General features: G+C 66.2%; 31 protein-coding genes. 10 read left to right on the top strand and 21 right to left on the bottom strand.

All coding sequences use genetic code 11. The annotated features are described in order from the left end of the window. The 9 genes from aroE to GGR71_RS15355 all read left to right on the top strand — a co-directional run bounded on the left by aroE (position 1) and on the right by GGR71_RS15355 (position 9,431). Positions 1-849 (top strand): shikimate dehydrogenase, encoded by an 849-nt coding sequence (gene aroE, locus GGR71_RS15395; protein ID WP_160963254.1) that lies wholly within the window; start codon positions 1-3, stop codon positions 847-849. A gap of 37 nt (positions 850-886) precedes the next feature. Beyond that, positions 887-1,234, top strand: a complete 348-nt coding sequence (locus tag GGR71_RS15390) for a hypothetical protein (protein ID WP_048491292.1) — start codon at positions 887-889, stop codon at positions 1,232-1,234. A gap of 127 nt (positions 1,235-1,361) precedes the next feature. Then, positions 1,362-1,706 (top strand): hypothetical protein, encoded by a 345-nt coding sequence (locus GGR71_RS15385; RefSeq protein ID WP_160963256.1) that lies wholly within the window; start codon positions 1,362-1,364, stop codon positions 1,704-1,706. A 50-nt stretch (positions 1,707-1,756) separates the two neighbouring features. After that, positions 1,757-2,113 (top strand): hypothetical protein, encoded by a 357-nt coding sequence (locus tag GGR71_RS15380; protein WP_160963258.1) that lies wholly within the window; start codon positions 1,757-1,759, stop codon positions 2,111-2,113. A 67-nt stretch (positions 2,114-2,180) separates the two neighbouring features. Next, complete coding sequence (dinG, locus tag GGR71_RS15375; RefSeq protein ID WP_160963260.1) at positions 2,181-4,310, top strand: ATP-dependent DNA helicase DinG; 2,130 nt, start codon at positions 2,181-2,183, stop codon at positions 4,308-4,310. 133 nt (positions 4,311-4,443) lie between these two features. Then, entirely contained in the window at positions 4,444-4,941 is a 498-nt protein-coding gene (locus tag GGR71_RS15370) for a hypothetical protein (protein WP_237474581.1), read from the top strand. 538 nt (positions 4,942-5,479) lie between these two features. Then, on the top strand, positions 5,480-7,003 hold the full coding sequence (katB, locus tag GGR71_RS15365; protein WP_160963262.1) for a catalase KatB: 1,524 nt from the start codon (positions 5,480-5,482) through the stop codon (positions 7,001-7,003). Positions 7,004-7,068: 65 nt separating this feature from the next. Continuing rightward, positions 7,069-7,626, top strand: coding sequence for an ankyrin repeat domain-containing protein (locus GGR71_RS15360; RefSeq protein ID WP_160963264.1), 558 nt, complete (start codon positions 7,069-7,071; stop codon positions 7,624-7,626). A 233-nt stretch (positions 7,627-7,859) separates the two neighbouring features. Further along, positions 7,860-9,431 (top strand): SDR family NAD(P)-dependent oxidoreductase, encoded by a 1,572-nt coding sequence (locus GGR71_RS15355; RefSeq protein ID WP_160963266.1) that lies wholly within the window; start codon positions 7,860-7,862, stop codon positions 9,429-9,431. A 96-nt stretch (positions 9,432-9,527) separates the two neighbouring features. Here the strand turns inward: GGR71_RS15355 and GGR71_RS15350 are convergent, their stop codons facing one another. From GGR71_RS15350 to GGR71_RS15340, 3 genes are all read right to left on the bottom strand, one after another. Then, positions 9,528-10,058, bottom strand: a complete 531-nt coding sequence (locus GGR71_RS15350; RefSeq protein ID WP_237474582.1) for a hypothetical protein — start codon at positions 10,056-10,058, stop codon at positions 9,528-9,530. Positions 10,059-10,172: 114 nt separating this feature from the next. Then, a complete protein-coding gene (locus GGR71_RS15345; RefSeq protein WP_160963268.1) occupies positions 10,173-10,595 on the bottom strand; it encodes a hypothetical protein in 423 nt (140 codons plus the stop codon). Positions 10,596-10,756: 161 nt separating this feature from the next. Next, the gene (locus GGR71_RS15340; protein WP_160963270.1) at positions 10,757-11,224 is read right to left on the bottom strand and encodes a metallophosphoesterase family protein; all 468 of its coding nucleotides are present in this window, start codon (positions 11,222-11,224) and stop codon (positions 10,757-10,759) included. A gap of 372 nt (positions 11,225-11,596) precedes the next feature. Between GGR71_RS15340 and tcuC the strand changes: the two genes are divergently transcribed. Beyond that, on the top strand, positions 11,597-12,904 hold the full coding sequence (tcuC, locus tag GGR71_RS15335; protein WP_160963272.1) for an MFS transporter: 1,308 nt from the start codon (positions 11,597-11,599) through the stop codon (positions 12,902-12,904). Positions 12,905-13,000: 96 nt separating this feature from the next. Here tcuC and acpA read toward each other — a convergent pair whose 3' ends face one another. The 18 genes from acpA to ilvD all read right to left on the bottom strand — a co-directional run bounded on the left by acpA (position 13,001) and on the right by ilvD (position 25,917). Continuing rightward, positions 13,001-14,713: an acid phosphatase gene (gene acpA / locus GGR71_RS15330; RefSeq protein ID WP_160963274.1), complete on the bottom strand. Its 1,713-nt coding sequence runs from the start codon at positions 14,711-14,713 to the stop codon at positions 13,001-13,003. A gap of 163 nt (positions 14,714-14,876) precedes the next feature. Next, positions 14,877-15,167, bottom strand: coding sequence for a hypothetical protein (locus GGR71_RS15325; protein ID WP_184452093.1), 291 nt, complete (start codon positions 15,165-15,167; stop codon positions 14,877-14,879). Positions 15,168-15,205: 38 nt separating this feature from the next. Further along, positions 15,206-16,204 carry an AI-2E family transporter gene (locus GGR71_RS15320; RefSeq protein ID WP_017907681.1) on the bottom strand — a complete coding sequence of 333 codons (999 nt, stop codon included), beginning with the start codon at positions 16,202-16,204 and terminating at the stop codon, positions 15,206-15,208. 259 nt (positions 16,205-16,463) lie between these two features. Continuing rightward, on the bottom strand, positions 16,464-16,853 hold the full coding sequence (locus GGR71_RS15315; protein ID WP_160963278.1) for a VOC family protein: 390 nt from the start codon (positions 16,851-16,853) through the stop codon (positions 16,464-16,466). Continuing rightward, the gene (locus GGR71_RS15310; protein ID WP_160963280.1) at positions 16,850-17,188 is read right to left on the bottom strand and encodes a hypothetical protein; all 339 of its coding nucleotides are present in this window, start codon (positions 17,186-17,188) and stop codon (positions 16,850-16,852) included. The genes GGR71_RS15315 and GGR71_RS15310 overlap by 4 nt, the downstream gene beginning before the upstream one ends. Positions 17,189-17,218: 30 nt before the next feature. Next, positions 17,219-17,512 (bottom strand): hypothetical protein, encoded by a 294-nt coding sequence (locus GGR71_RS15305; protein WP_160963282.1) that lies wholly within the window; start codon positions 17,510-17,512, stop codon positions 17,219-17,221. Between the two features lie 15 nt (positions 17,513-17,527). Next, complete coding sequence (locus tag GGR71_RS21145; protein WP_237474584.1) at positions 17,528-17,824, bottom strand: DUF2695 domain-containing protein; 297 nt, start codon at positions 17,822-17,824, stop codon at positions 17,528-17,530. Positions 17,825-17,893: 69 nt separating this feature from the next. Next, complete coding sequence (locus tag GGR71_RS15295; protein WP_160963284.1) at positions 17,894-18,196, bottom strand: hypothetical protein; 303 nt, start codon at positions 18,194-18,196, stop codon at positions 17,894-17,896. 73 nt (positions 18,197-18,269) lie between these two features. Then, entirely contained in the window at positions 18,270-18,740 is a 471-nt protein-coding gene (locus GGR71_RS21140) for a DUF1161 domain-containing protein (protein ID WP_237474589.1), read from the bottom strand. Between the two features lie 5 nt (positions 18,741-18,745). After that, on the bottom strand, positions 18,746-19,285 hold the full coding sequence (locus tag GGR71_RS15285; protein WP_237474585.1) for a hypothetical protein: 540 nt from the start codon (positions 19,283-19,285) through the stop codon (positions 18,746-18,748). Between the two features lie 449 nt (positions 19,286-19,734). After that, entirely contained in the window at positions 19,735-20,136 is a 402-nt protein-coding gene (locus GGR71_RS15280; RefSeq protein ID WP_160963286.1) for a hypothetical protein, read from the bottom strand. Between the two features lie 316 nt (positions 20,137-20,452). Next, positions 20,453-20,773 (bottom strand): hypothetical protein, encoded by a 321-nt coding sequence (locus tag GGR71_RS15275; RefSeq protein ID WP_160963288.1) that lies wholly within the window; start codon positions 20,771-20,773, stop codon positions 20,453-20,455. A gap of 13 nt (positions 20,774-20,786) precedes the next feature. Continuing rightward, a complete protein-coding gene (locus tag GGR71_RS15270) occupies positions 20,787-21,278 on the bottom strand; it encodes a hypothetical protein (RefSeq protein ID WP_160963290.1) in 492 nt (163 codons plus the stop codon). Between the two features lie 63 nt (positions 21,279-21,341). After that, on the bottom strand, positions 21,342-21,758 hold the full coding sequence (locus tag GGR71_RS15265) for a DUF4279 domain-containing protein (protein WP_160963292.1): 417 nt from the start codon (positions 21,756-21,758) through the stop codon (positions 21,342-21,344). A 206-nt stretch (positions 21,759-21,964) separates the two neighbouring features. Then, complete coding sequence (locus GGR71_RS15260; RefSeq protein WP_160963294.1) at positions 21,965-22,405, bottom strand: OmpA family protein; 441 nt, start codon at positions 22,403-22,405, stop codon at positions 21,965-21,967. Positions 22,406-22,859: 454 nt separating this feature from the next. Then, on the bottom strand, positions 22,860-23,318 hold the full coding sequence (locus tag GGR71_RS15255) for a hypothetical protein (protein WP_160963296.1): 459 nt from the start codon (positions 23,316-23,318) through the stop codon (positions 22,860-22,862). A gap of 47 nt (positions 23,319-23,365) precedes the next feature. Then, positions 23,366-23,803 (bottom strand): hypothetical protein, encoded by a 438-nt coding sequence (locus GGR71_RS15250; RefSeq protein WP_160963298.1) that lies wholly within the window; start codon positions 23,801-23,803, stop codon positions 23,366-23,368. A gap of 275 nt (positions 23,804-24,078) precedes the next feature. Further along, on the bottom strand, positions 24,079-25,917 hold the full coding sequence (gene ilvD / locus GGR71_RS15245) for a dihydroxy-acid dehydratase (protein ID WP_160963300.1): 1,839 nt from the start codon (positions 25,915-25,917) through the stop codon (positions 24,079-24,081). Between the last annotated feature and the right edge of the window lie 161 nt (positions 25,918-26,078).

Here is a 26,078-nt window from a genome sequence, read left to right as displayed (position 1 = left end):
ATGCCCAACTCCCGTTTTGCCGTGTTCGGCCATCCCGTCGCCCATTCGCTGTCGCCGCGCATCCACGCCGCCTTCGCCAAGCAGACCGGCATCGCCCTGCAGTACGAGGCGATCGACGTCCAGGCCGAGGGGTTCGCCGCGGCGCTGGCCGCCTTCGCCGCGGCCGGTGGCGTCGGTGCCAACGTGACCCTGCCGCTGAAGGAAGCCGCCTTCGCGCTCAGCGTGGTGCACAGCGCCCGCGCGCAGTCGGCCGGTGCGGTCAATACGCTCAGCTACCGCGATGGCCAGTGGCACGGCGACAACACCGACGGCGCCGGCCTGGTGCGCGACCTGACCGGCCGCAACGGCCTGGACCTGCGCGGCCGCCGCGCGCTGCTGCTGGGCGCCGGCGGCGCTGCGCGGGGCGTGGCGCCGGCGCTGCTGGAGGCCGGCGTGCAGCAATTGGTGGTGGTCAACCGGGCGCCGGAACGCGCCGATGCGCTGGTCGATGCGCTGGGCGAGCCGGCGCGGGCGATCTCGCGCTACTGGGAGGACCTGCGCGAGCTGGGCGATTTCGAACTGATCGTCAACGCCACCACCATCGGCCGCGACCCGGCCGCCAGCTTCACCCTGCCGCTGTCGCTGATCAACAGCATGACCCTGGCCGTGGACCTGAACTACGGCGAGGTCGCGATCGCGTTCCTGGCCTGGGCGCGTGCGGCGCACTGCCGCGACACGGTGGATGGCCTGGGCATGCTGGTGGAACAGGCCGCCGAGAGCTTCGAGACGTGGCATGGCGTGCGTCCGGACACCGATCCGGTCTATGCCGCGCTGCGCGAGCGCGACGCGGTGCTGGTCAGCGCCGACTGAAAGACGTCGCCTCCACCATCTATCTGGGAATAAACGCATGGACGATTCGTTGATGCTGCAAGTGCTGACCCGACTGCTCACGCAGTTGCCGCTCGCGCTGGTCTATGTGGTCGGGCTGGCGCTGCTGTTCACGCGCCATCCTGGCCGTGCGCGCACCTTGGGCATCTGCGGGCTGGCGCTGCTGCTGTTTGCCTTGGGCCTGGGAACGGCGTTGTCGTTCGTGCCGATGTGGTTGGTTTCCCAAGGCCATAGTTACGCTTCGATCTCGAGCATGCTTGGCATCGTGAGCTTCGTCGTCGGGTTGATCGTCGCGGTGGGCATGCTGCTGGTGGTGATGGCGCTGCGCTTCGCCATGCCGCCGCGCGTGGCAAAACCGCACGGATGACGGCGCGGCGACCCGCGTCCAGGGAGATCGTGCTGCGAGGACTGCCGTTACGCCAGGGCCGCGCGCACGGCGCGGTTCCGGGCTGTGCCGACCGCCTCTTTCGCTGCCCATCAGGAGGAGGAGCGGCGTGGACGCTGTCTTCGTGACCCAGCTGTTGGCCGCCGCGCTGTTCCAGTCGCCGATCCTGGTGATGTATGCGGTCGGATTGGGATTGCTGGCCACGCGCCGCCCTGGCCGGCCGCGCACGCTGGCCCTGTGGGGATTGGGGTTGCTGGTGCTGGTGGTGGTACTGGCGACGGGCCTGTCGTTGTTGCCGGCGTGGCTGATGTCGCGTGCCGCGGACGCGACCGAGTCCAACCTGTGGATCGTCGTATCGCAGGCGATCGTCGCGTTGCTGTCGGCGGTGGGCGCGCTGTTGCTGGTGCTGGCGTTGTGGTTCGCTCTGCCGGCGCGGGGCGCGCCGTCGTACTGAAGAACAAGGACGTGCGTCGTCCGTCGTCCGGGGAGGAGAGGATGTTGGCGATGGGAGTGCACCCGCTACTGGACGTAAGCGCGTTGACCGGCGCGCTCGGCCTGCTGGCGCGCCTGCTGCTGCCGCTGATCGCCTTGCTGCTGCTCCCACGGCTGGCACCGGGCCACGCCCGCACCCTGGCGCGGTTTGGACTGACGGTGTTGCTGATGGGTGCGATCGTGCCGCGGCTGTTGAACGCGGTGCTGGGCTGGGTGGACCTGATGACGCCCCGGTTCCGCGCCCTGCATCCGGATGCCTATGCGCTGGTGCGTCTGCTGGACGATGCGCTGTACGTGGTCGGGCTGGGGCTGCTGCTGCGCGCGCTGCGGCTGGCGCTACCGCGCAAGGCCGCGCCGCCGCTGCCGTAACGCGGCGCGCAACGCCGTTCAGTTCCCGCGTTTCAGTCCTTGCGACGGGACGTGAGAAAATGCGGGGATGACCGATTCCCCTTCGCCGTCGACGCCGCCCGCGTCCGGCTCGCCCCCGCGTCAGCTCACCGAACCGGTCAAGCTGGCGATCCGCGATGCCTACACCAAGCTGCAGGCCAACACGCCGGGCTTTCGCGTGCGCCGCGCGCAGAGCCAGATGATCGGCGTGGTCTCGCGTGCGCTGGGCACCTCCGGCGGCGTGGGCGTGGCCGAGGCGCCCACCGGCGTCGGCAAGAGCCTGGGCTATCTGACCGCCGGCGTGCCGATCGCCCTGGCCAGCAAGAAGAAGCTGGTGATCAGCACCGGCACGGTGGCGCTGCAGTCGCAATTGGTCGAGCGCGACATCCCGGCGTTCCTCAAGGCCACCGGTCTGGAGGCCACGGTGGCGCTGGCCAAGGGCCGCACCCGTTACCTGTGCACGCGCAACGTCGCCGAGCTGCACGGCGAGGCCGCGCAGGACAGCATGTTCGAGGACGAGGCGCCGCTGTACGACCGTCCGCTGAGCCCGGCCGAGGCCGAGCAGGCGCGGGCGCTGGCCAAGGCCTATGCCGACAGGACCTGGAACGGCGACCTGGATGCGGCGCCGGAACCGGTGCCGCCATCGCTGCGCGCGCGCATCACCACCAATGCCGCCGGCTGCGCCGGGCGGCGCTGTTCGTTCGCGGTGCAGTGCCCGGTGCTGAAGGCGCGCAGCGAGGTGCGCGATGCGCAGATCGTGGTCACCAACCACGCCCTGCTGCTGTCGGCGCTGTCGCTGGGCGACAGCGACAACGGCCAGCCGCTGATCGCGCCGCCATCGGACATGCTGCTGGTGCTCGACGAGGGCCACCACATCGCCGGCGTCGCCATCGACCAGGGCGCGGCGAACCTGCCGCTGGACGAGATGGCGCGGCGCACCGGCCGCCTGCAGGCGCTGGTCGGCGCCGCCTACCGGCTCGCCGACAAGGACCGCATCGGCAATCAGCTGCCCAACGAGGCGGTCGAACTGGCCGCGCAGGTGGCCAAGGGCCTGAAAGCCTTCCGCGCCGAGATCGAACGGGTGTGGGTGCCGGAGCCGGGCCAGGACGAACCGATGTGGCGTGCGCCCAACGGCCGCCTGCCCGAGGACTGGAAGCCACTGATCGACGCGCAGGCGCAGGACACCGGGGCGCTGCTGAACTGGGTGCAGGCCGCGCACCAGATGGCGGCCAAGTCCAAGCAGGAGGATGCGGCCAAGGAACGCCTGCAGCGCAACCTGGGCATGGCCCTGGAGATGGTCGAGCAGCAGTACGCGCTGTGGCTGGGCTGGCGTCGCGAGGACCAGGACGGGCAGCCGCCGATGGCGCGCTGGATCACCGCCTCGCGCGATGCCGATCTGATCTGCCATTGCTCGCCGGTATCGGCCGCGCAGGTGCTGCGCTCGCTGCTGTGGAGCGAAGTGGACGCGGCGGTGCTGACCTCGGCCACGCTCACCGGCGGCGGCGATTTCCAGGCGCTGGCGATCGACAACGGCCTGCCCGCGCATGCCGAGATGGTCTCCCTGTCCTCGCCGTTCGACCTGCCCAACCAGGCCGAGCTGATCGTGCCGGCGTTCCCGGTGGCACCGGACGACCGCGAGGGCCATCCGCGCGAAGTGGCGCGCTACCTGGTACGCGAACTGGACTGGGGCAAGGGTTCGATCGTGTTGTTCACCTCGCGCTGGAAGATGCTCAAGGTGGCCGACCTGCTGCCGATCGCGCAGCGCAACCGCGTGCTGGTGCAGGGCGACGGTTCCAAGTCGCAGATGATCGGCGAGCACATGCGCCGCATCGCCGCCGGCGAAGGCTCGGTGCTGTTCGGCCTCAACTCCTTCGGCGAGGGCCTGGACCTGCCGGGCGAGGCCTGCACCACGGTGGTCATCACCCAGGTGCCGTTCGCCGTGCCGACCGATCCGCAGACCGCCACGCTCGGCGAATGGTTCGAGAGCCGCGGCCTCAACGCCTTCAATCTGATCGCGGTGCCGCACGCGTTGCGCACCCTGACCCAGTTCGCCGGCCGCCTGATCCGCACCTCCGACGACCACGGCCGGGTGATCATTCTCGACTCGCGACTGCTGACCAAGCGCTACGGCAAGCGCATCATCGATGCGTTGCCGCCGTTCAAGCGGGTCATCGGCTAGCAGATGTGACGCCTGTTGGAATGACGATGTGACGTCGTGCGCCAAGCTGGTATCGCATGGCCGCGAACCCGGATGAGCGCGGACAGGCTGTTCGCGCTGGTCTAGTATCGCGGGCGACAGGGGGAACATCATCATGCGAATCGCCACATGCTGGGCGTTCGGAGCGGCGTTGTGCGTGCTGACCGGCATCGCCGCGGCGCAGCCGACCGGTGCACCGACAGAAGACGCTGCAGCGGCAGCGCCGGCCAATCCGGCCTATCGCACGCAACTGTTGCAGTTGATCAGCGACGACGCACAGGCCCGCGCCGATCTCAAGCGCGACTACTCGCCGCAGCGGCTGCAGCACGATACCGTCTCGCTGCGCGCGTATGCACGCGAGGTGCGGATGGCACAGAAGCAAAGCCAGGAGCGCCTGACCGATCTGATCCGGCGCCAGGGCTTTCCCGATGCGCAGGCGGTCGGCGTCGACACGGCACACGCGGTGTTCCTGATCGCCCAGCGCATCACCGAGCCGGGATTCCGCGCCGATTTCCAGCGCGGCATCGATGCGGCCGTGCAGCGCGAGGCCTACAGTCGCGCCGATCAGACGCTGTTCGCCGATCGCAGCCGCGCGCTGAGCACGAAGCGCTAGCGTCCATCATCGCGGCAAAGCCCGGGGGGCGGGCTGCTCCACCGGCCTTCTCGCGCGCGACGCGCTTGCCCAAGGATGGCGCGCTTCGCAGGTGCCGCCGCTTCGATCGTGTGCCGAAGCGTCGGCCGCGCGCTGATGCATGCGGTATGCGTGGTCGGCAACGTCCCTTGCCGAGGCGTTGCGGTGTGGCATTGCAAGCGGCGGACGCGTTGCGCCTTTAGAAGCTGCTCTTCGCTTTTTTCGGCGCGCCTCTTCCGATGTGTGCGGCGCTCGGCTGTCGCTGCCCGCGCATTCCAACACGCACCACTACGCCGATAGCCAGGCGCGCGTCTACATTTTGCGGCCATCTGCGCCGCCCCCGGCCGTCGATTGACGCTGCGCCGGCACTCCAGCTGCAACGCATTGCGCGCTCCCCCAATGTTCGCGGTCACAGTGCGTGCGCACGATTGGTTGCATCGATGGCATCGATTGCAAGGAACGAATGTTCTGCGCGCGGCACTGCCGCCATGCTGCAGCTCCCTTCACACGAGCCGACGCCATGCGCCCTGGATCCTTGTTGTTGCTTGCCCTGTTGTCGCCCTCCCTGATCCTGTCGGCCAGCGCCGCGCAGTCCACGCTCACTCGCGACAACGGCGCGCCGGTGGGCGACAACCAGAACTCGCAGACCGCCGGGCCCAACGGCCCGACCCTGCTGCAGGACGTGCAACTGATCCAGAAGCTCCAGCGCTTCGACCGCGAGCGCATCCCCGAGCGCGTGGTGCACGCGCGCGGCACCGGTGTGCATGGCGAGTTCACCGCCACCGCCGACATCTCCGACTTGAGCAAGGCCAAGGTGTTCGCGCCTGGCACGACCACGCCGGTGTTCGTGCGCTTCTCTTCGGTGGTGCACGGCAACCATTCGCCGGAGACGCTGCGCGATCCGCACGGCTTCGCCACCAAGTTCTACACCAGCGAAGGCAACTGGGACCTGGTCGGCAACAACTTCCCGACCTTCTTCATCCGCGATGCGATCAAGTTCCCGGACATGGTGCATGCGTTCAAGCCGGACCCGCGCACCAACCTCGACGACGATGCGCGCCGCTTCGATTTCTTCTCGCACGTGCCCGAGGCCACCCGCACCCTGACCCTGCTGTACTCCAACGAAGGCACGCCGGCCGGCTATCGCTTCATGGACGGCAATGGCGTGCACGCCTACAAGCTGGTCAACGCGCAGGGCCAGGTGCACTACGTGAAGTTCCACTGGAAGAGCCTGCAGGGCCTCAAGAACCTGGATCCGCAGCAGGTGGTGGCGGTGCAGGGCAAGGACTACAGCCACCTGACCAACGACCTGGTCGGCGCGATCAAGCGCGGCGACTACCCGAAGTGGGACCTGTACATCCAGGTGCTCGCGCCCGAGGACCTGGCCAAGTTCGACTTCGATCCGCTGGATGCCACCAAGATCTGGCCGGGCGTGCCGGAGCGCAAGATCGGGCAGATGGTGCTGAACAAGAACGTGGACAACTTCTTCCAGGAAACCGAACAGGTGGCGATGGCGCCGGCCAATCTGGTGCCGGGCATCGAGCCGTCGGAAGACCGCCTGCTGCAGGGGCGCATCTTTTCCTACGCCGACACCCAGCTGTACCGCGTCGGCACCAACGGCCTGAGCCTGCCGGTGAACCGGCCGCGCGTGGCGGTCAACAACGGCAACCAGGACGGTGCGATGAATGCCGGCAGCACCAGCAGCGGCGTGAACTACGAGCCGAGCCGGCTCAACCCGCGGCCGCAGGATCCGAACGCGCGCTACAGCCAGCTGCCGCTGTCCGGCACCACCCAGCAGGCCAAGATCACCCGCGAGCAGAACTTCAAGCAGGCCGGCGAATTGTTCCGCAGCTACAGCAAGAAGGAGCAGCAGGACCTGATCCAGAGCTTCGGCGAATCGCTGGCCGGCACCGATGACGAGAGCAAGCACCTCATGCTCTCGTTCCTGTACAAGGCCGACCCGGCCTACGGCAGCGGCGTGGCGCGGGTGGCCAAGGGCGACCTGGCGCGGGTCAAGCAACTGGCCGCGCAGCTGCAGGATTGATCCGTCCCACGCGCGGCCCGGCGGCGGTATCGCCGCGCCGCGCACCTTTCTTGCGGAGACCCCCAATGCGTCGTGTTGTCCTCTTTGTTCTCGGCCTCGCCGTGAGCGCCGCGGCTGCCGCCGCACCGGCCGCGCCTGCGGCGCCCGATCCGGCCGCGGTGCAGGCGCAATTGCGCAGTTATTTCTTCGATGCCGCGCGGCAGGGCCGCCAGGACATGCTGGCCGAGTTCATCCATGCCCATTACGACCTCGATACCCGCGACGACAAGGGCTACACCGCGCTGATCCTGGCCGCCTACCACGGCCAGCAGGCAGCGGTGGAGCAGTTGCTGCGCGCCGGTGCCGACCCCTGCGCGCAGGACAAGCGCGGCAACACCGCGCTGATGGGCGCGATCTTCAAGGGCGAGCTGAGCATCGCCAAGCGGCTGATGCAGGCCGATTGCGCGCCGGACCAGCGCAACAACGCCGGGCAGACCGCGGCAATGTACGCGGCGCTGTTCCAGCGCACCGAGGTGCTGAAGGACCTCGCCGCCAAGGGCGCCGACCTGCAGGCCAAGGATGCGCAAGGCAACGACGTGGCCAAGCTGCAGCGCGGCGAGTTCGCGACGGCGCCGGCGCGCTGAGCGGTCCCGGCCCGCCTCCGGGGCGGGTGCCGGGCCCGGCCATCGCACGGCGCGTGGATCGCAGGCCCCGGATCGGCGAAAATACGGAGGTGGCCGGTTCCTCCGGCCTGCCGCGGCCCGTGCCGCCGCCGTTCCCGCTTCGGCGCGCGGTGGCGCATCCGGACCGCGTGCTGCCCTGTCGGCATCGTGCCGGCGCTCTGCCGCGGCTCGCCGTCGCCCATCCCGGATCTGTCTTGAACGCCACTGCCCCCGTTTCGCCCGACGACCTGCCCCAGGCCGAGCGCCTGCGCATCGCCCTGGACCTGCTCGAGAGCATCGCCGCCGACCGGCGCGTGCTCGATACCTTCCCGGAAACCGAGCGGGTGCGCCTGCTGCAGGTGGTCGCCCAGGTCTTCAACCCCGAGCCGAAGGCGCGGCGCAAGCTGCTCAAGGAGCAGGCGCGCGAGCGCCACCAGGAGAAGGTGCGCAAGGCCGAGGAACTGCTGGCGCAGACCGGCATCCGCGCGCTGCGGCGCAAGCCGGTGTTCAGCACGCCCAACTATTTCCCGCCGCACACGCCGGCCGCGTTGGCGCATGCGCAAACCGTGGCCGAGACGCCCGCGGCGCACTCGCCCGAGCTGCGCCACTGCTACGTGTGCAAGCAGAAGTACACCGAACTGCATCACTTCTACGACCAGATGTGCCCGCCCTGCGCCGAGTTGAACTACTTCAAGCGCACCGAGACTGCGGACCTGCGCGGGCGCGTGGCGCTGCTCACCGGCGGCCGGGTCAAGATCGGCTACCAGGCCGGACTCAAGCTGCTGCGCGCCGGTGCCGAGCTGATCGTGACCACGCGTTTCCCGCGCGACTCGGCGGCGCGCTACGCGGAGGAGCCGGATTTCGCCGAGTGGGGCCACCGCCTGCAGGTGTATGGGCTGGACCTGCGCCACACGCCCAGCGTCGAGGCGTTCTGCAGCGAACTGCTGGCGACCCGCACACGCCTGGATTTCATCGTCAACAACGCCTGCCAGACCGTGCGCCGGCCGCCGCAGTTCTACGCGCACATGCTGGCCGGCGAGACCGCCGCGCTGCACGACCTGCCCGAGCACGTGCGCCGGCTGGTGGGCCAGTACGAAGGCCTGCGTGGTCCCGACCTGCTGCCGGCCGGGGGCAATACGTTGCCGGCCGGTGCAGGCCAGGCGCGCAGCGGTGCCGACGGCCTGCTGCGCGCCGCGGAGCTGTCGCAGGTGCCGCTGCTGGCCGACGACCTGCTCGCCCAGCAGCACCTGTTCCCGGAAGGGCGCCTGGACCAGGACCTGCAGCAGGTGGACCTGCGCGGGCGCAACTCCTGGCGCCTGCTGCTGGACGAAGTGTCCTCGGTGGAACTGCTGGAGACGCAGCTGGTCAACGCGGTCGCGCCGTTCGTGCTCAACGCGCGGCTCAAGCCGCTGATGTTGCGCACGCCCGAGCGCGACAAGCACATCGTCAACGTGTCGGCGATGGAAGGGCAGTTCTACCGCAACTTCAAGACCACCCGGCATCCGCACACCAACATGGCCAAGGCCGCGTTGAACATGATGACCCGCACCTCGGCGGCCGATTACCAGAACGACGGCATCCACATGAACAGCGTGGATACCGGCTGGGTCACCGACGAGGATCCGGCCGAGATCGCCGCGCGCAAGGTGGAGGAGGAGCGCTTCCATCCGCCGCTGGACATCGTCGACGGCGCCGCGCGCATCGTCGATCCGATCATCCACGGCTTCAACACCGGCGAGCACGTGTGGGGCCAGTTCCTCAAGGACTACGCGCCGACGGATTGGTGAGAGGCGGCGCGCGGGGGCGGTCTGCGCCAACGCGTCCGCGTCCATGTTCCGACGATCGCCGCGGCTCTGCCGGCGGCGTTGTCGTGCTCTCGGACGTCAGTCACCGGCGACCGCACGCTGCATGATGCCGCTGTAACCCCAGGCGAATTGATGCCACTGATCGGTCGGGGGAACATCGAGATTGTTCACCGTGCGCTGCCAGTAGACGATCATCTCGTCATTGGAGGTCCGTGCAAGCGTGAACGACGACGACTCGACCCAGACGCCATCCTCATCGCGTCCCGAGGTGGTGCTGTAAATGAGCGCATGTGGGCCGGAATTGCGCATGCGGAACTGCCCCGGCTTCATTTCCTGCCACGCTCCCCTGACCAGGTTGTAGACGCGCACGTGCCAGCGCGAAATCACGAAGCGAAAACGCATGGGAAAGCCTGCGCTATCCACGTAGTGCGGCGCATTGAAGCCGTCGAGCACGCCTTCCCAACTGCCTTGAAAGTCGAAGCTGGCATCGCTCGGGTGGGCCAGGACGGGGCGTGGCCGATATGTGTAGAGCGGCGCGGTCAGGGTGGCGCAGGAGCTCGTCAGCAGACACAACGCAAGCGCAACGGCCCAGGGTCTACATGCTTTCATGGCACATGGCATCCGATTCGATCGGCCAGCCGCCGGTTCGACATGGTTGGTTTGTAAAAGGTGCATCCGGAGCGGAAAGATCGGACGATGCACTCGAGGCTTGTCCGACGTCGCTCAACGGGATGGGTCGGAGGGGGCGGTCGCTTCGCCTTGGTCGCGTTCGCGGCCCCAGAACTCCACCAGGATGGTCATCATCGTCCACACGATCAGCGTCGGCTGCACCTTGTCCGGCAGCAGGTCGTGGCCCTTGAGCATCACGTCGATCATCTTCGGCAGCAGCAGCGCCACCGCCAGGGTGTAGATCGCGTAAGCCACCCGGTGCCGGCTGCTGGAAATGAACAGGATCGAGGTGACCAGGCTGGCGAGCATCGCCAGGACCACGCCGAACTGCCAGGCATTGAGCCGTTCGGTACCGGTGAGCACCAGGCCCAGCACGGCGCCGAAGAACATGTTCAGGCCGTTGAGGTTGGCCTGGTACTCGTCCTTGGTCATGCGGCCGAGGCCGACCTTGCCGAACACGTTCCATCCCTTGCGCATGCTCGCTCCCCTTCGCAGTGCCGCATCCTGGCGTGGCCATGCCATCCGCTGGCCGCACGCCTCCCCGCGGCCACTGTAGCGAAGATCGCGCGCGTTTGTCGCCTGCCCGCCGCGCGTCGCACGCCGCGTGGCGCTGCGCCACGGCGCGGGAACCGCGTCCGCTAGCCCAGGGTCTGCAATTCGCCGCGCGGGCCGGTCGGCGTCAGATACAGATGGCCGAGGCTGATCGGCAGGCGGAAGCGGCGCGGCCCGGCGCTGCCCGGGTTGAGGTAGAGCACGCCGTCGCGGGTCTGCAGCGACGGCATGTGCGAGTGGCCGCTGATCACCACGTCCACGCCGTCGGCGACCCGCGCCAGCGTCTTCAGGTCGTGGCGCACGTGCAGGCGCACGCCCTCGATGTCCAGGTCCACAGTCTCGGGCAGCGCCTGTGCCCACGGCGCGGTATCGATGTTGCCGCGGATCGCGTGCAGCGGCGCCAGTTCCCGCAGCGCGTCCAGCACGTCCGGTTTGCCGACGTCGCCGGCATGCACGATGGCGGCGCAGCCGCGCAAGGCCGCCAGCGCCTCGGGGCGCAGCAGGCCATGGGTGTCGGCGATCACGCCGAGATGCAGCGGTCGAACGGGACGCATCGGTGGCGCTTCCTGGTGCGTGACCAGCGTGCAGCCTACCCGCTCGGGCGTCGTGGCGCCGTTGCGCCCCGCGCGTGCTGGACTGTTTCGAAGGCGCCTGCGCCAGCGTGCCGAGTGCGGACGCACTCGGTGGGTCGACACTGATATTGGCGCCTGGCCACATCAGCGACAGGCGTCGCTGTGCATTCCGGTGGCACCACCGGCCGCGCCGAGCCGCGGCCTCGGACCGCCGTGCATTAACCCGCACGTAGCGGCGCGCAGCTCCATGGCGGCGTCCGCACCCCACGTGTTGTACCGTTGCCACGCGCGCCGCCCCCGATGTCGCACCACATCGCAAGGCGGCGTCTTTTCTTCTCCAGCAGACTTCGATCGATGACCGCTTCCGCTACGCCCCCAGCTGCCGCCGATGCCGCGCCGCACGGCGCCGCCGCCGTGTTCCGCGTGGTCACCGGCAACTTCCTCGAGATGTACGACTTCATGGTCTATGGCTTCTATGCCACGGCCATCGGCCATGCGTTCTTCCCGGCGAAAAGCGCGTTCGCCTCGCTGATGCTGTCGCTGGCCACGTTCGGCGCCGGTTTCCTGATGCGGCCGATCGGCGCGCTGGTGCTGGGCGGCTACATCGACCGGCACGGGCGCCGCAAGGGGCTGATCCTGACCCTGGGGCTGATGTCGGCCGGCGTGCTGCTGATCGCCTTCGTCCCCGGCTACGGCACCATCGGCGTGCTGGCGCCGGTGCTGGTGCTGATTGGCCGCCTGTTGCAGGGCTTCTCCGCCGGTGCCGAACTGGGCGGCGTGTCGGTGTACCTGGCCGAAATCGCCACGCCGGGACGGCGCGGTTTCTACGTGGCCTGGCAGTCGGCCAGCCAGCAGGTGGCGGTGGTGTTCGCCGCCGCGCTCGGCGTGGCCCTGCATGCATTGCTGTCCGACAGCGTGATGGACAGCTGGGGCTGGCGCGTGCCGTTCGCCATCGGCAGCCTGATCGTGCCGCTGATCTTCCTGATCCGCCGCTCGCTGCAGGAAACCCCCGAGTTCGCCGCGCGCCAGGCGCCGGACCTGGCCGGCATCGCACGCTCGCTGCGCGCCAATGTCGGGCTGATCCTGGCCGGCGTGGGCATGGTGATGATGACCACCGTGTCGTTCTACCTGATCACCGCCTACATGCCGACCTACGGCCGCACCGAGCTGCACCTGAGCGAGCTGGACAGCCTGGTGGTGACCGGTTGCATCGGCCTGTCCAACTTCGTGTGGTTGCCGGTGATGGGTGCACTGAGCGATCGCATCGGCCGCAAGCCGCTGCTCGTGGTCGCCAGCGTGGCCATGCTGCTGACGGTGTGGCCGGCGCTGCAATGGCTGGTCGATGCCCCCTCGTTCGTGCGGATGCTGCTGGTCGGCGAGTGGCTGTCGCTGCTGTACGGCGCCTACAACGGGGCGATGGTGGTGGCATTGACCGAGGTGATGCCGGCGGAGGTGCGCACCACCGGCTTCTCGCTGGCCTACAGCCTGGCCACCGCGACCATGGGTGGCTTCACCCCGGCGGTGTCCACCTGGCTGATCCACGTCACCCATAGCCGCGCGGCGCCGGCGCTGTGGCTGTCGCTGGCGGCGCTGATCGGCCTGGCCTGCACCTTCTTGCTGTTCCGTCGCCAGCGCGGCGCCGGCACGTTCCAGGCCGGCTGATCTCGCGTTGCGTCGAGGCGGGCAGGGCGACGGCAGTCCATCGCGCCCTGCGCGCAGGCCGGGCCGCAGGGGCGCGGCCTGCGTAACGGGCGCGATCTAACCCAGATCCAGCGCGGCGGTCAGGTCGCCCGGCACCACGCCGCTGGCCGCGTGCATCGCGCGTTCGCGCTCGACCAGGCCCGGCAACGGCTCCAGGCCGAAGCGGCGGGTGATGAAGCGCAGGATCGAGCCGGTGTCGTAGACGCTATGGTCGACGTGGCCGCGCTTGGCGTGCGGCGACACCACCAGTGCCGGGATGCGCGAGCCCGGGCCCCAGCGGTCGGCCTTGGGCGGCGCCACGTGATCCCACCAGCCGCCGTTCTCGTCGAAGGTGATGAACACGACGGTCTTGTCCCACAGCGGGCTGTTGCGCAGCGCCTCCACCACCATCGCGATGTGGCGATCGCCGGCCGCCACGTCGGAGTAGCCGGCGTGCATGTTGAGGTTGCCCTGCGGCTTGTAGAACGTCACCGGCGGCAGCGTGCCGGCCCGCACGTCGGCGAGGAAACGGTTCTCCGGGGCGCTGTCGCCCAGGCCGCCGTCGCGCAGCCGGCGTGCCCGTGCCGGCGTGCCGGGGGCGAGGTTGGCGAAGTAGTTGAACGGCTGGTGGTGGATCTGGAAGTTGGGGCTGCCCGGGAACTCGCTGGTGTCGCCGGTGTCGCCCTTGCCCTGCACCGCCAGCGCCCAGCCGCCGGCGTACCAGGCCCAGTCCACACCCTTCGCGTCGAGCGCGTCGCCGATGTGGCGGTGGGTCTGCGCCGGCAGCGTGTTGGGGCTGTTGGGGTCTGCGTAGTCCGGACGCGTCGGGTCCTGGCTGGTGCTGGGCTGGAACGGCGGACTCAGGGTATTGATCGCCCAGAAGTCCGGGGTCAGCGCGCCGTTGCGCACGAACCGTGGCCGGCCGTTGAGCGCGGTGCCTGGCGAATCGTCCTGCACCGCCAGGCGGATCTCGTCGGGGCGGTCGCTGGCCAGCACGCTGATCTGGGTCCGCCCCGGGCTGCTGTCGGCCTTGGGGTAGTACGGCGCCTGCGCGGCGATCAGGTACTGGTGGTTGAGGAACGATCCGCCGAACGCGCCCATGAAGAAGTTGTCGCACAGCGTGTACTCGCGGGCCAGGCTCCACAGCCGCAGCGTGGCCGGCGCATCGGCGTAGTGACCCATCACCAGGCCGCCGGCGTCGCTCCACGCTGCGAAGCCGTCATTGCGGCCGCCGTTGATCTGCATCTGGTTCTCGTAGAAGCGGTGCACCAGGTCGCGGGTCACGATGCCGTGCGGCAGCAGTTGGCCATCGGGCGTGCGCAGCGCGAACGGCGCGTTGGGCAGCGGCCCGATCGCGTCCTCGCCGATCTTGTAGCGGCGGTGCGCCACCACCTGTTCGTCCGGCGCCAGCCCGCCCCAGATCGGCGGCAGGATGTCGAGCACGCTGCCGTCGCGGTCCACCTGCCGCGCCTGCGCCGGGGTCACCTTGGACAGCGGCTGCTGCAGCCCGGGGAACTCGGGGAACAGATTGTTGAAGCTGCGGTTCTCGGCGTAGATCACCACCACGTGCTCGATCTTCTGCCGCAGTTGCCGATCCAGTTCCGTCGGCGATAGCGCACGCGCCGGCGCGCGCTTGGCGCTCTCGGCGTGGGCCTCGGCGGGGCCGCCGAGCGCCAGGGCGCTGCCGGCCAGCGCCAGGCCGCCGAGCAGGCGCCGGCGTTGCGGGTTTTCGGGGGTGGTGTCGGTGTCGGCAGGGGTGGTGGACGCGGGATCCTGGGGCGGCTTCTTCACGGGGTCATCGGGCGAGGGAAAGGCACCCGCCAGTGTGGGCCGCGTGAATGACAAGTCAAAGCCAGCCGGTCCCCGTGCCGGGCCGGCGTTCAGCGGCCGTATCGCAGGCGATGCTGCTGGGGTTCTGGAAGACGATGCGGCCGGCAGCGCCCGAAGCGACCCCTCAGCGGCGCACCCGCGTGCTGCCGAATAGCTGCTCGCACAGCGCCACATAGACGCCCGAGCCGCCGCACGCGGCCGCGCCATTGGCGATGGCGGCGCTCAGCGCCGGGCCGAGCCGCGCCTCGCCCAGGCGCGCGGCCAGTTCCGTCAGTTGCGCCTGGAACCGCTGCTGCATGTCGGCGATCTGCTGGGCGTCGTGTCCGAGCCAGGCGTAGCCCTTGTCGTTGTACGCGGCGGCGCCGTGCAAGGTCTCGGCCAAGTCGCTTTGCGGGTCCTGCGGATCGGTGGGCATCGTGGCGCGCGGGTCGGGGTGGGATCACACGCCGCAGGTCAGGCGGCGGGCTTTCCGGCGCCATCCGCGCCCTCGGCATCGCCCAGCGCGTGCTGCACATACAGGCGCTTGACCAGCACGTAGAGCACCACGGTGAGCGGTGCCGCCAGCACCACGCCCATCGGCCCGAACAGCACGCCGATGCCGAACAGCGAGAACAGCAGCAGCGCCGGCGGCAGGTCCACCGCACGCGCCTGGATCAGCGGCTGCAGCACGTGGCCCTCGAGTTGCTGCAGCACCACGAACAGCAACAGCGCGCCCAGCGCCACCTGCGGGCTGACGGTGAAGCCCAGCAGGATCGCCGGGACCGCGGCCACGATCGGGCCGACGATGGGGATGAAGTCCAGCAGCGCGGTCAACAGGCCGATGCCCAGTGCCACCGGCACGCCCAGCAGCCACAGGCCGATGCCGGTCAGGGTGCCGATCACCGCCATCGCCAGCAACTGCCCGGTCAACCACGCACGCAGCGCCTGGCCGCTGGCGGTCAGCGCCTCATCGGCGACGCCGCGGCGGTCGCGCGGCAGCAGGTGCAGCAGGCCCTGTCGATACAGCCGCGGCTGCGCGGCTAGGTACAGCCCGCCGACCATCATCAGCACCGCATCGGTGACGCCGCCGCCGGCCGACAGCACGATGGCGCCGGCATGCGTGGCCAGGGTCGAGGCGCCGTCGCGCAACTGGTCGGGGATGCGCTCGATCTGTGGCCCCAGCGGGCCGGACTGCAGCCAGGCATGGAACTTGTTCCAGGCCGCCGGCAAGGTGGCGCGGAAGGTGTCGATCTGCGCGGCGACCTCGGCGCCGAACAGCAGCACGATCGCCGACAGCGCCAGCACCAGCACCAGGATCACCAGCGCCAGCGCTGCCCACTCCGGCAGCGGCAACCACTTGCGCAACAGCGTGGCCAGCCCGTGCAGCAGCACGCCCACCACCACTGCGCCGAACACGATCAGCAGCAGCTCCGACAACTGCCAGGCCAGCAGCGCCAGCGCGCCCAGCGCCATGACGACCAGGACCCGCGCCGCGAAGGGACGCAGGGGCGAGGGGGAACTCGGGAGGGAGGCATTCATCGGTGGCGCGGATCCCGATCAGGACAATGAGCGCGGACAGTAGTGATAGGGCAGTGCAGGGCGAGCGAAGATCGTGTGCCGCTGGTCGGCAGCGCGCCTCCTCCGGTCGACACCCACGAGCGATGCCGGCGGGCGGCGCGTGCTGGGCGGTTTCGACGCTCGTTGGTCGGGCGTCCAGCGGTACCGGCCGGCGCTACTGCCCGGCGGGCGGCTGCCAGAGCTCCACCTTGTTGCCTTCCGGATCGATGACCCAGGCGAAGGCGCCATATTCGGATTCGTCGATGCGGTCCAGCACGTGGCAGCCTTCCTCGCGCAGTGCCGCGACCAGCGCGTGCAGATCGTGCACCCGGTAATTGATCATGAAGGGCGCCGTGCCGGGCGCGAAGTGCGGCTCCTGCGCCGCCGCGCCGATCGACCAGACGGTGGAGCCGGTCACCGGCGCGCCGCTGTCGTCGTTCCAGGCGAAGGCGGTGCCGCCCCAGGCCTGCACGTCGATGCCGAGATGCCGCTGATACCAGGCCTGCAGCGCGGCCGGATCCTGTGCCTTGAAGAAGATGCCGCCAATCCCGGTGACGCGCTTCATGGAGCCTCCGCTGGTCCGATGGTGGGCTGGCCGGGCAGTGGCTCGTACCCGTCGCCGCGCCCGCTCAGCCAGCGCAGTCTACGCTTGCCGGCCTCGCCCAGGTACGCCGCGGCGGCCAGCAGCAGCGGATGGCGCAGGTCCGCATCGACCATCAAGCGCACGTGTCCGTCCACTTCGATGTTCAGGAAATGCGCCTGATCCGCCTCGTCGTCGTAGCTGCGCGCCAGCAACCGATCGCGGCCATCACTGAAGCGATAGAGGATATAGACGTAGGAGTAGCCGTACTCGTCGTCGGGCTCGCTGGCGTCCACGTGGTGGGTGATGTCGACGTGCATGGGAGGATTCTTTGTGGGTCCCACTGCTAGTCAGGCCGTGCCCGAGACCACGTGGCCTGTCCCCTCGTTGCCGTTCGCCCAGAGCGTGAAATCAGCGCCTGCCGGGAAACATGCAATTGCCTCAGGCATCAACAACTGTACCGCTGCCCGGAACGTATCGCCGGGCGATGGGCTGCCGGGGAAGGTGAGGCGGGCCGACCACTGTTGCTGGTCGATGCAGAGAATGGCGCACCACTGGCCGGAGACGAGCGCAGCCGCCTTGCTTCCTGGTTGCGCAGGATGCAGCTGCAGATCGGCCAGGAAGTGATGCGGCAGGTCATGCATCAGGTAGATGTCCGTTCACGGCTTGCCCCAGCGCTCCTCGACATTGAACAGCACCTCGCAATCGCAGAAACCGCCGTGTGCACCGAGCCAGGGAATGACCGACTCTGGAGCGACATCGTGGGACGCGAGGAACTGCGTGGTGAGCCGCAAGGAATGATCGCAGCCATCGGCGAGCGCGTCATTCAAGTGGTCGAACAAGGCCCAGAGTGTTTCCTTGGGGAGGGGAAGCGCGGCCTCTTCAGATGTGCGCTGCTCGGACTCCACCTTCCTGCGGGGCGCTTTGCGACCTTGGGCTTTCGGGTCTTCTGTCATTGTCGCTGTCGCTGGTAGAAAAAAATGCTGCGGCGGAAGTAGCGGGGAAGTACGGCGCGCGCCGGACGATCAGTTGTCCTTGATCCAGGCCTTGATCGCCAGGGTGACACGCTGGCGGGTCTCGGCATCCGCCTTGCGAACCAGATACGGCGACCGATTGCCCAATACCCCCGGCGCGGTCGACTGCACGCGCTCGGCGAGCTGCGCGATGAAATCACGTCCGAGCGCGCGGTACTGCGCAACTTCCTGGGCTGTCAGCGCCATTGTCCACGCATAACCGACCGCGCCATGGCTGCAGTTGACGTCGAGCAGCAGCGTGTCGCCGTCGCGCAGGAGGAACCAGGCATGAGGCGCGTGATCCACTACCTGCATGGCACGCTCCTTCGACGCGCGAGGACAATGCCTCGCGTCCACGTTGCATGCATGACGTAACAGCTCCTGTCGCTTACGTCGACGGCTTGTTCTTGCTGTACACGATCTTCTTGCTTCCTGCAGCGCAAGTACCAATGACCTTGCGGTCCTTGACATCGGCGTTGTCGACCACGTCCAGCGTGTAGTCCTTGACGCCGTGGGCATCGAGTTTCGCGGTGAGCTCTGCCTTCAACTCATCGCAGTTCTTGCCGGCAAGCGCCGGCGACGAAACGAGGGCAAGCAACAGGAAGGCAATGGCGTATTTCATGATGGGACCGATGTGTGAGGAAAGGGATCTTTCGGAGTCAGCAAAAGGAGGTGCCGGATAGACGGTGAAACCGAACACTTGCCTGCAGAGAGCGCTAAGTGAGACCTGCATGCACGCGTCGAGTGTAGCAACTTGCCGATTACGGCAATCGCCATGGGCCGCCGCACTCTTCTTGCGGTCCGCCATGCCAGACGCGGCAAGCGACGTGCTGACGAGGGTGCGCGAGCCGTACTGCATCGCGTTCAAGGGTCGGCCCAGACGCCCGAGTCGTACATCAGCCGCATTGTGTAGTTGAGCTGCAGGGTCTGGTTCGGGCCGCAGGCGATCTGCGTAGTCTTGTCCGTCGCTCCAAGTCCGGAAACGGAAATGGACGAGGCAGATCGGAGTGGATCGAACAGGCTATACCGGTAGCCGCCATTGCTGAACTCGATCGATGCATTGCCGTTCAAGAACGAGCGATAGCTAAACAGTCCGGTCGGCAGCTTCTTCTCGGCGGGGTATTGCAGCATCAGCTTGCCACCCTCCGACGCCCGATACTGCAGGTAGCCCGAAGTCCGGTTGACCACCTTCGAGGAACATAGAGAGAACGCGCGTTTGCGCGTCTGGCATGTCCACAAGGTGAGTTCTTCCTTGGTGCAGAGCGGGCTGTGTTGGTACTCCCTCTCGGACTCCTTCAGTGTCGCTTGGGTGATGGATAGGCCGGGTTCGGAGGCCTGTGCTATTGAGCGTGGTACGAAAAAGGCTAGAGCGACTGGAGAAAAGGCAAGAAGGGCGTACTTCATGACGGCTGAGTCCTGAGTCTGGCCTAATCGCGAACTGGCACGTGATGAGGAATCAGCTGCCATTCGACGAATCTACCGAGATTTCCCGCTCGACCTTCGCCCAGTCTATGACGCTGGAAAGCAAAGGCCATGCCCTGATGCTCTGATGCAGGCTGTGGGCGAACCCAAGCAGCACTCCGGCGGCCACGGCAACGACATTGGGAATGCAAGATGTGCCAAGCGTGTATCCGAAGAGGAGCCCCGCAGCGACGAATAACAGGATCCACTGAAACAGCGATTTGCGATTTTCCCAGACAGTATGCCCAAATGATGCTGGTCGATTGCGCGCCGCTTGCAAACGCAAAAGGAATGCTATCCGATGGGGCGCTGCATGGTCTCTCATTAGAGTTGATACCTGGGTTTTGAGTAAGTTCTATAGCTTTCGTGCGCCTGGCCTGGAAGCGGGTGCGTCATGCCGGCGGCCGAGTATCGCGGCCATGACCAGAGCTGCGGCGGTCATTCGCTCGCCGTAGTTGCCAACCAACCAGCAGCCCCGAAGTCGCGGATGCTAGCAGGTGCAACCATTCCACGATGACAAAAAGAGCCGGTTCATCCGTCGGGTCTGACGGCAGTAGCCTCATGAGCATATCTGAGAGGGCGGCGTAAACGACCAGAACGAGGCAGGCGTGCGCGAGGCGATGTTGTGCCACACGCAATGCGAGGTGCGCGAATAGTGCGGCGCACAGCAGGAACGAGAGGAGGGTCCAGGCATTCACTAGCCCTCCGAGATCGAAGAAGCCGCTTAAAAAGCCAACGCCGCACTGGGGAAGGAATAGTAGGGCGGCGTAGGCAAGGATCGATTTCCAGTTCATGCTGGCGTGTGCGAAGGGGTGTGGAGAGGATTAGTGAGTGTTCGTCACGGCGCTTTGAACGCTCACAGCGTTTACCGCGTCGAACACAGTTACCTCAGGAAAAGACAACTACAAGTATCGAGCAAACGGGCGGCAGGCCGCACAGCATAGTACCGAGCCACCGATCTATCTCAGCATATGCAACGCCGCCGCCAGGATATGGAATTCGAACGCCGATGCCGGCCGTGCCAACAGCAAGGAACCTCCGCCACGCACTAGGACACCGGGCAGGCGCGCCTGAAATGCGTGAGTAACCTCGCATTGGCTTCCACGACCTTCAGCATTGCGGTAGTGCATCGCCCGGATCATGTGCCGGGTCGCTTTCCTCTGACATCAGGAAGTCTTGTGGAGAGAGGCCGTACTCAAAGTTGGCTTGCTGGAATGCCGCATCCAGGCTCTCGTGCCAAGTGTCACCACAGAACTCTCCGGTTGCCATGTAACGATACATGGCGCAATACCCAGTTTCCGATTCGACTTCGATCTCGATGCGCTCGGGCACTGGCATCGGAACGGTCTCGGTCAGTTCTCCATGGCCGATGCAGGCAGCCTGATGAATGTCTATGAGTTTCAGGAATCGCGGTGTCGCAGTGTATTTCACGAGTCGGGCGTCGTCACATTGATCTGGTGGAAATGGCCAGCGCATTCAATCTGGCTAGGTAGCGGCCTCGACCGGGGCGTTCCCATATGTTTAGGCCCAATCCAATGCCGAGCTGGACGAAGCGCTTCTGAGCGCCAGCGGACCTGATGGGATCATCCGCAGGGAGGGAGGTCGCGTCCACCAGACGAATGACTTCAGACGCATAAGCCGCCACTCTCCACGGCAGCACCACATACCGCCTGGTGTGGATCGTCCCATGCAGATCGAGTGGCAGCCCATACTGCGTTCGGACGAGGTACGGGCCCGCGATGGATGCTGTCACGGAGTCGCGTGTCGGGGCGACCTTGTTGCCGAGCATGTCCCGTCCGCTGATGCCTTTGCTCCTCGCTTCCTGAAAACTCGCATCCGCACATGAAGCCAGCGACAGCCGGGCGGTGAGGTAGCCGACGCCAAGGAAGGATAAGGCCAGTATGGTCGTTCCGATGCCGATCCTGCTTAAGTTCATCGATTGTCACCTGGAATCGAATGGAACGAGCAGCGTGCGGGCGGTTTGATCGTTGCATGAAGCTCAATCGTGCATCTGATGAGCCGCTGACATGCTGTCGGAGAGGTTCCCCGAAACTTCATTGTAGTCATTCGGATCGCCGTAGTAGATGTCCCACCAGATGGACAGTTGCAAGCGCCCGAGATCTGCCAGAGTCTCAACATCAAGGAATGGACCACCTTGACCGGAGGTAACCCAGTAGCAGCAGATGTCGATCTCGCAGCCAGATGCCCTGAGGTGATCGAGAACCGCCTCCTTGTTTCTCAGTATCTTGATGATCGCGCGGATATGAGCAAGGCCATCTCTGGATGCCTCGATAGCTCTGCTCTCCCAGTCCCAATAGTGATTCTCGCGCCTGACCCGGTATCTCGATGATGGATCAACGTGCCGACTCTTGCGAGGGGTGATACCCAGTAGCTGCGTTATATCCTGCGGCGTCACGGATTCCTATAACACTCTGAGTGACGCGTAGGTTTCGAGACAGGCCATAGAACCCATAATAGGTTGCTTGTCGTGATTTTGCTTTGTGACAGAACTTTGAAGTAGAACAAGTGCGCGCCCTGCTCATTGGCTCGACAGATGTGCAAGCAGTCGCGCCGTGAAGAGGCGTCGGATCCAATGACGGTTAAGTGCCATGCTGGAGCACCTCACGGCTCAATGTCCACGTTTAATTCGGCGCGCTGATTCAGCGAGCTCTGCTCTGCCTTGCCAGCGATTGGGCGAGTAGACCCGTATTCGGTTAGCGCAATGACACATACCGGATCTACGCCAGCGGCCAGTAGGAACCTGTATAAGTACAGCGCCCGCCGTTGCGCGAGGTAGTGGCACTCCTGGTCGGAGCATTCGTGCTGATCCGTATGCCCTGCAACCTCAAACCTTATACCCGAATAGCGCTTGATTAGATCGACAGAACGATTCAAGTTGGCAATTTGGTTTGCACCTGTCACAGCTTCTTCGATTGTCTCGCCCTTGATGGGATGGCCGGCTTTGAAGAAGGCGCCATCTAGGTCGAGCGACGAACTAAATGCAGCGGTCGAATGTCCAGCGAGAGAAGCTGTCAATAGCAAGATAGAGATGAACTTGAACATGGTGGCTGACGCTTGAGTTAAGCCAAACCGCGAAGGGGTCCGGCTTGTAATGAATCTTAGGTGCCAACCTCAGCCCGCTTGCCGCGCTGACCTAGCAACACCCGGAGAAAGAGCAGCGCAGCAAATGCTATGGCGGCACTCTGTACCATTGGCGTTGGAGTGACACCAGCTTGCGGCCAGAAAGTAAGTCTAATGGTCAGGACGGCGAAGCATGCCAAAGCCAGCAGAAGCAGCCACTTTGCGATACGAGCCGAGAACGGAGTAGCGATAGCTGGTGCTGCGATAAGCAGGAACCCGATGCCACTGATCGCTAGTCCTGTCTGACCCCGGTTGATATTGGCCGGACGCAGCAATTGCTAGCAGCAGTGCGCCTATCACTGCGGCTCCGCCGCCACCAATGATTGCAAGTAGGTTTATAAGTCGTCGATAGCGCATCGCTGCCTCCTAATGCCAGTCAAGCCGCGCCGCGAAACGGTTTCGGCTTGAGTGAGTTGTTAGATGGCTGGCCTTTGACCCTGCAGAACCACTCGCCGAACCCCAGATCTGGCTGGTCTACTCGGTAGCAATCACCTTTCAAAAGTACATTGCGTAGAATGGTTCTATCCCCAATACGTTCCTTGACGAGTAGTGAGTTGCCACGCTTGAGGATCACCTCGGATGGCTCCCAAGGTATCGAGCCCAGATCATCGTCGGGGAAGTATGCGCGAGAACTGCTTTCTCGCGTTTCCACAGTAAGCCGCCCAAAGAAATTGTCGCGGAAGAACCTGCGCTGCTTATCAGACAGCTTGTCGCTGCGCGACATCTCTTCAAGCGTAAGGTCGGCATTCGACCGCCATTCGCCGCAAAGATCACACGGGCTGTTTGCACAACCACTTAGTGCCAAGAAACTGGTGACAACTGCGACTATTTTCATGTTGGCGCCTAAAACACGACGCGAGCGACGTCGACTTGAATGAATTTTTAGGGCTCAGCTGCATACGATAGCAGGCGAGAAACATTGCGATGAAACGTCTGCTTGCCATTTGGAACTGGTTGCTCTGGTGAGGTGAAGTCCATGTAGTGATGGTAGACCTGACAATTGCGATCGATCTCGCGGCCTGTGTCGCAGTAGTAGGCGAACCAGTCTTTATCAAAGGCTTTCCTGTGCCAAAGGAGGACGTATGGTCTGAATTCCGCAACCGCAGCCTGGATATCTGGAAAAACAGACTCTAAGTGTTTATGAACTCTGTCCGGCCAGTTGCTCGCAACCGGATAAAGACCGGAAAATTTGGTCAGTAGTGTACTGCGAAACTTGACCGACGCCGCTCTTGCGGCATTGCGTCGATGGACGTGTAATGAGATCAAAGCACTGAAGAGCGCTAGAAGCACGACGATCGCTTGTTGTGGATCAACGGACATGTTCGTGTGAGCCATCACTATTAGGCCGCCTAAACGCGGTGATGCATCAAGTGTCCACCAACGCCAGGGGTCTGCAAAGTGGGGAATTCCTAATCTTCATTAATGACTTGCCGGATTGTGGCGCGGCTCTGGGCGTCGGTGCTGGTGATGCCAACATCAAGAAAAGCAACCCAACGGTGGTCGTTTGTGGTCCCGTCGGGACTGAAGTCCCTCCCACAGTGCAGTGCGAGGAAGCCATGAAGACCGCGGATTTCCACGGCCTCCATGACAACGCTTCACCCCTCCAGCAGCGCCTTGTCCCGCACCGCACCCTTATCCGCACTAGTCGCCAGAAGCGCATACGCCTTCAACGCCGTGCTGACCTTGCGCGGACGCGCTTCGGCCGGCTTCCATCCGCGGGCATCCTGGTCGGCGCGGCGCGTGGCCAGTTCCGCGTCGGAGACCAGCAGGTCGATGTGGCGTTGGGGGATGTCGATGCGGATGCGGTCGCCGTCGCGGACCAGGCCGATGGCGCCGCCCGCCGCCGCTTCGGGCGAGGCGTGGCCGATCGACAGGCCGGAGGTGCCGCCGGAGAAACGGCCGTCGGTGAGCAGGGCGCACTGCTTGCCCAGGCCCTTGGACTTCAAGTACGAGGTCGGGTACAGCATCTCCTGCATGCCCGGGCCGCCCTTGGGGCCTTCGTAGCGGATCACCACCACGTCGCCGGCCTTCACGTCGTCGGCGAGGATGCCCTTGACCGCGGCGTCCTGGCTTTCGAACACCTTGGCGTTGCCCTCGAACACGTGGATGGATTCGTCAACGCCCGCGGTCTTCACCACGCAGCCGTCCACGGCGATGTTGCCGTACAGCACCGCCAGGCCGCCTTCCTGCGAGTAGGCGTGGGCGACGTCGCGGATGCAGCCGGTGGCGCGGTCGGCGTCCAGGCTCGGCCAGCGCGTGGCCTGGCTGAAGGCGACCTGGGTGGGGATGCCGGCCGGCCCGGCCTGGTAGAAGGTCTGCACCGCGGCGTCGTCGCTCTGGGTGATGTCCCACTGCGCGATGGCCTCGGCCAGGCTGCGGCTGTGCACGGTGGGTTGGTCGGTGTGCAGCAAGCCGCCACGCGCCAGTTCGCCTAGGATAGCGACGATGCCGCCGGCGCGGTGCACATCCTCGATGTGGTACTTCTGCGTGTTCGGCGCCACCTTGCACAGCTGCGGTATGCGCTTGGACAGGCGGTCGATGTCGCGCAGGGTGAACGGCACTTCGGCCTCCTGCGCGGCGGCGAGCAGGTGCAGGATGGTGTTGGTGGAGCCGCCCATCGCGATGTCCAGGGTCATCGCGTTCTCGAACGCCTCGAAGGTGGCGATGCCGCGCGGCAGCGCGCGCGGGTCTTCGGCGCCGTACCAGCGGTGGCACAGTTCCACCGCGGTGCGGCCGGCCTTGAGGAACAGTTGCTCGCGGTCGGCGTGGGTGGCGACCACGGTGCCGTTGCCGGGCAGGGCCAGGCCCAGCGCTTCGGTCAGGCAGTTCATCGAGTTGGCGGTGAACATGCCCGAGCAGGAGCCGCAGGTCGGGCAGGCGCTGCGCTCGAAGGCGGCGACCTTCTCGTCGGAGGCGGTGGGATCGGCGGCGATCACCATCGCGTCGATCAGGTCCAGGTTGTGGTCGGCGAGCTTGGTCTTGCCGGCTTCCATCGGCCCGCCGGAGACGAACACGGTGGGGATGTTGAGGCGCAGCGCGGCCATCAGCATGCCGGGGGTGATCTTGTCGCAGTTGGAGATGCACACCAGCGCGTCGGCGCAGTGCGCGTTGACCATGTACTCGACCGAGTCGGCGATGATCTCGCGGCTGGGCAGCGAGTACAGCATGCCGTCATGGCCCATGGCGATGCCGTCGTCCACGGCGATGGTGTCGAACTCCTTGGCCACGCCGCCCACGCGCTCGATCTCGCGTGCGACCAGTTGCCCGAGATCCTTCAGGTGCACGTGGCCGGGCACGAACTGGGTGAAGGAGTTGGCGATGGCGATGATCGGCTTGTGGAAGTCGGCGTCCTGCATGCCGGTGGCGCGCCACAGCGCGCGGGCGCCGGCCATGTTGCGGCCGTGGGTGGAGGTCTTGGAGCGATAGTCGGGCATGGGAGCAGCGAACGAGCGGGCGGGGAGGCTGGCGATGGTGGCGCGATCGGATCGTTGCTGCTGCAACCGTCCCGGCGCCCACCGGTGGGCCGACCACGTTAGCACGCAGGCTGGCGCCGCCGCGCGCCGGCCGGGAGTGCGAAGCGGGTCGCAGACCCGCC

This window comes from Xanthomonas sp. F1, assembly GCF_014199855.1.
This window is presented reverse-complemented; position numbering and strand designations above follow the sequence as displayed.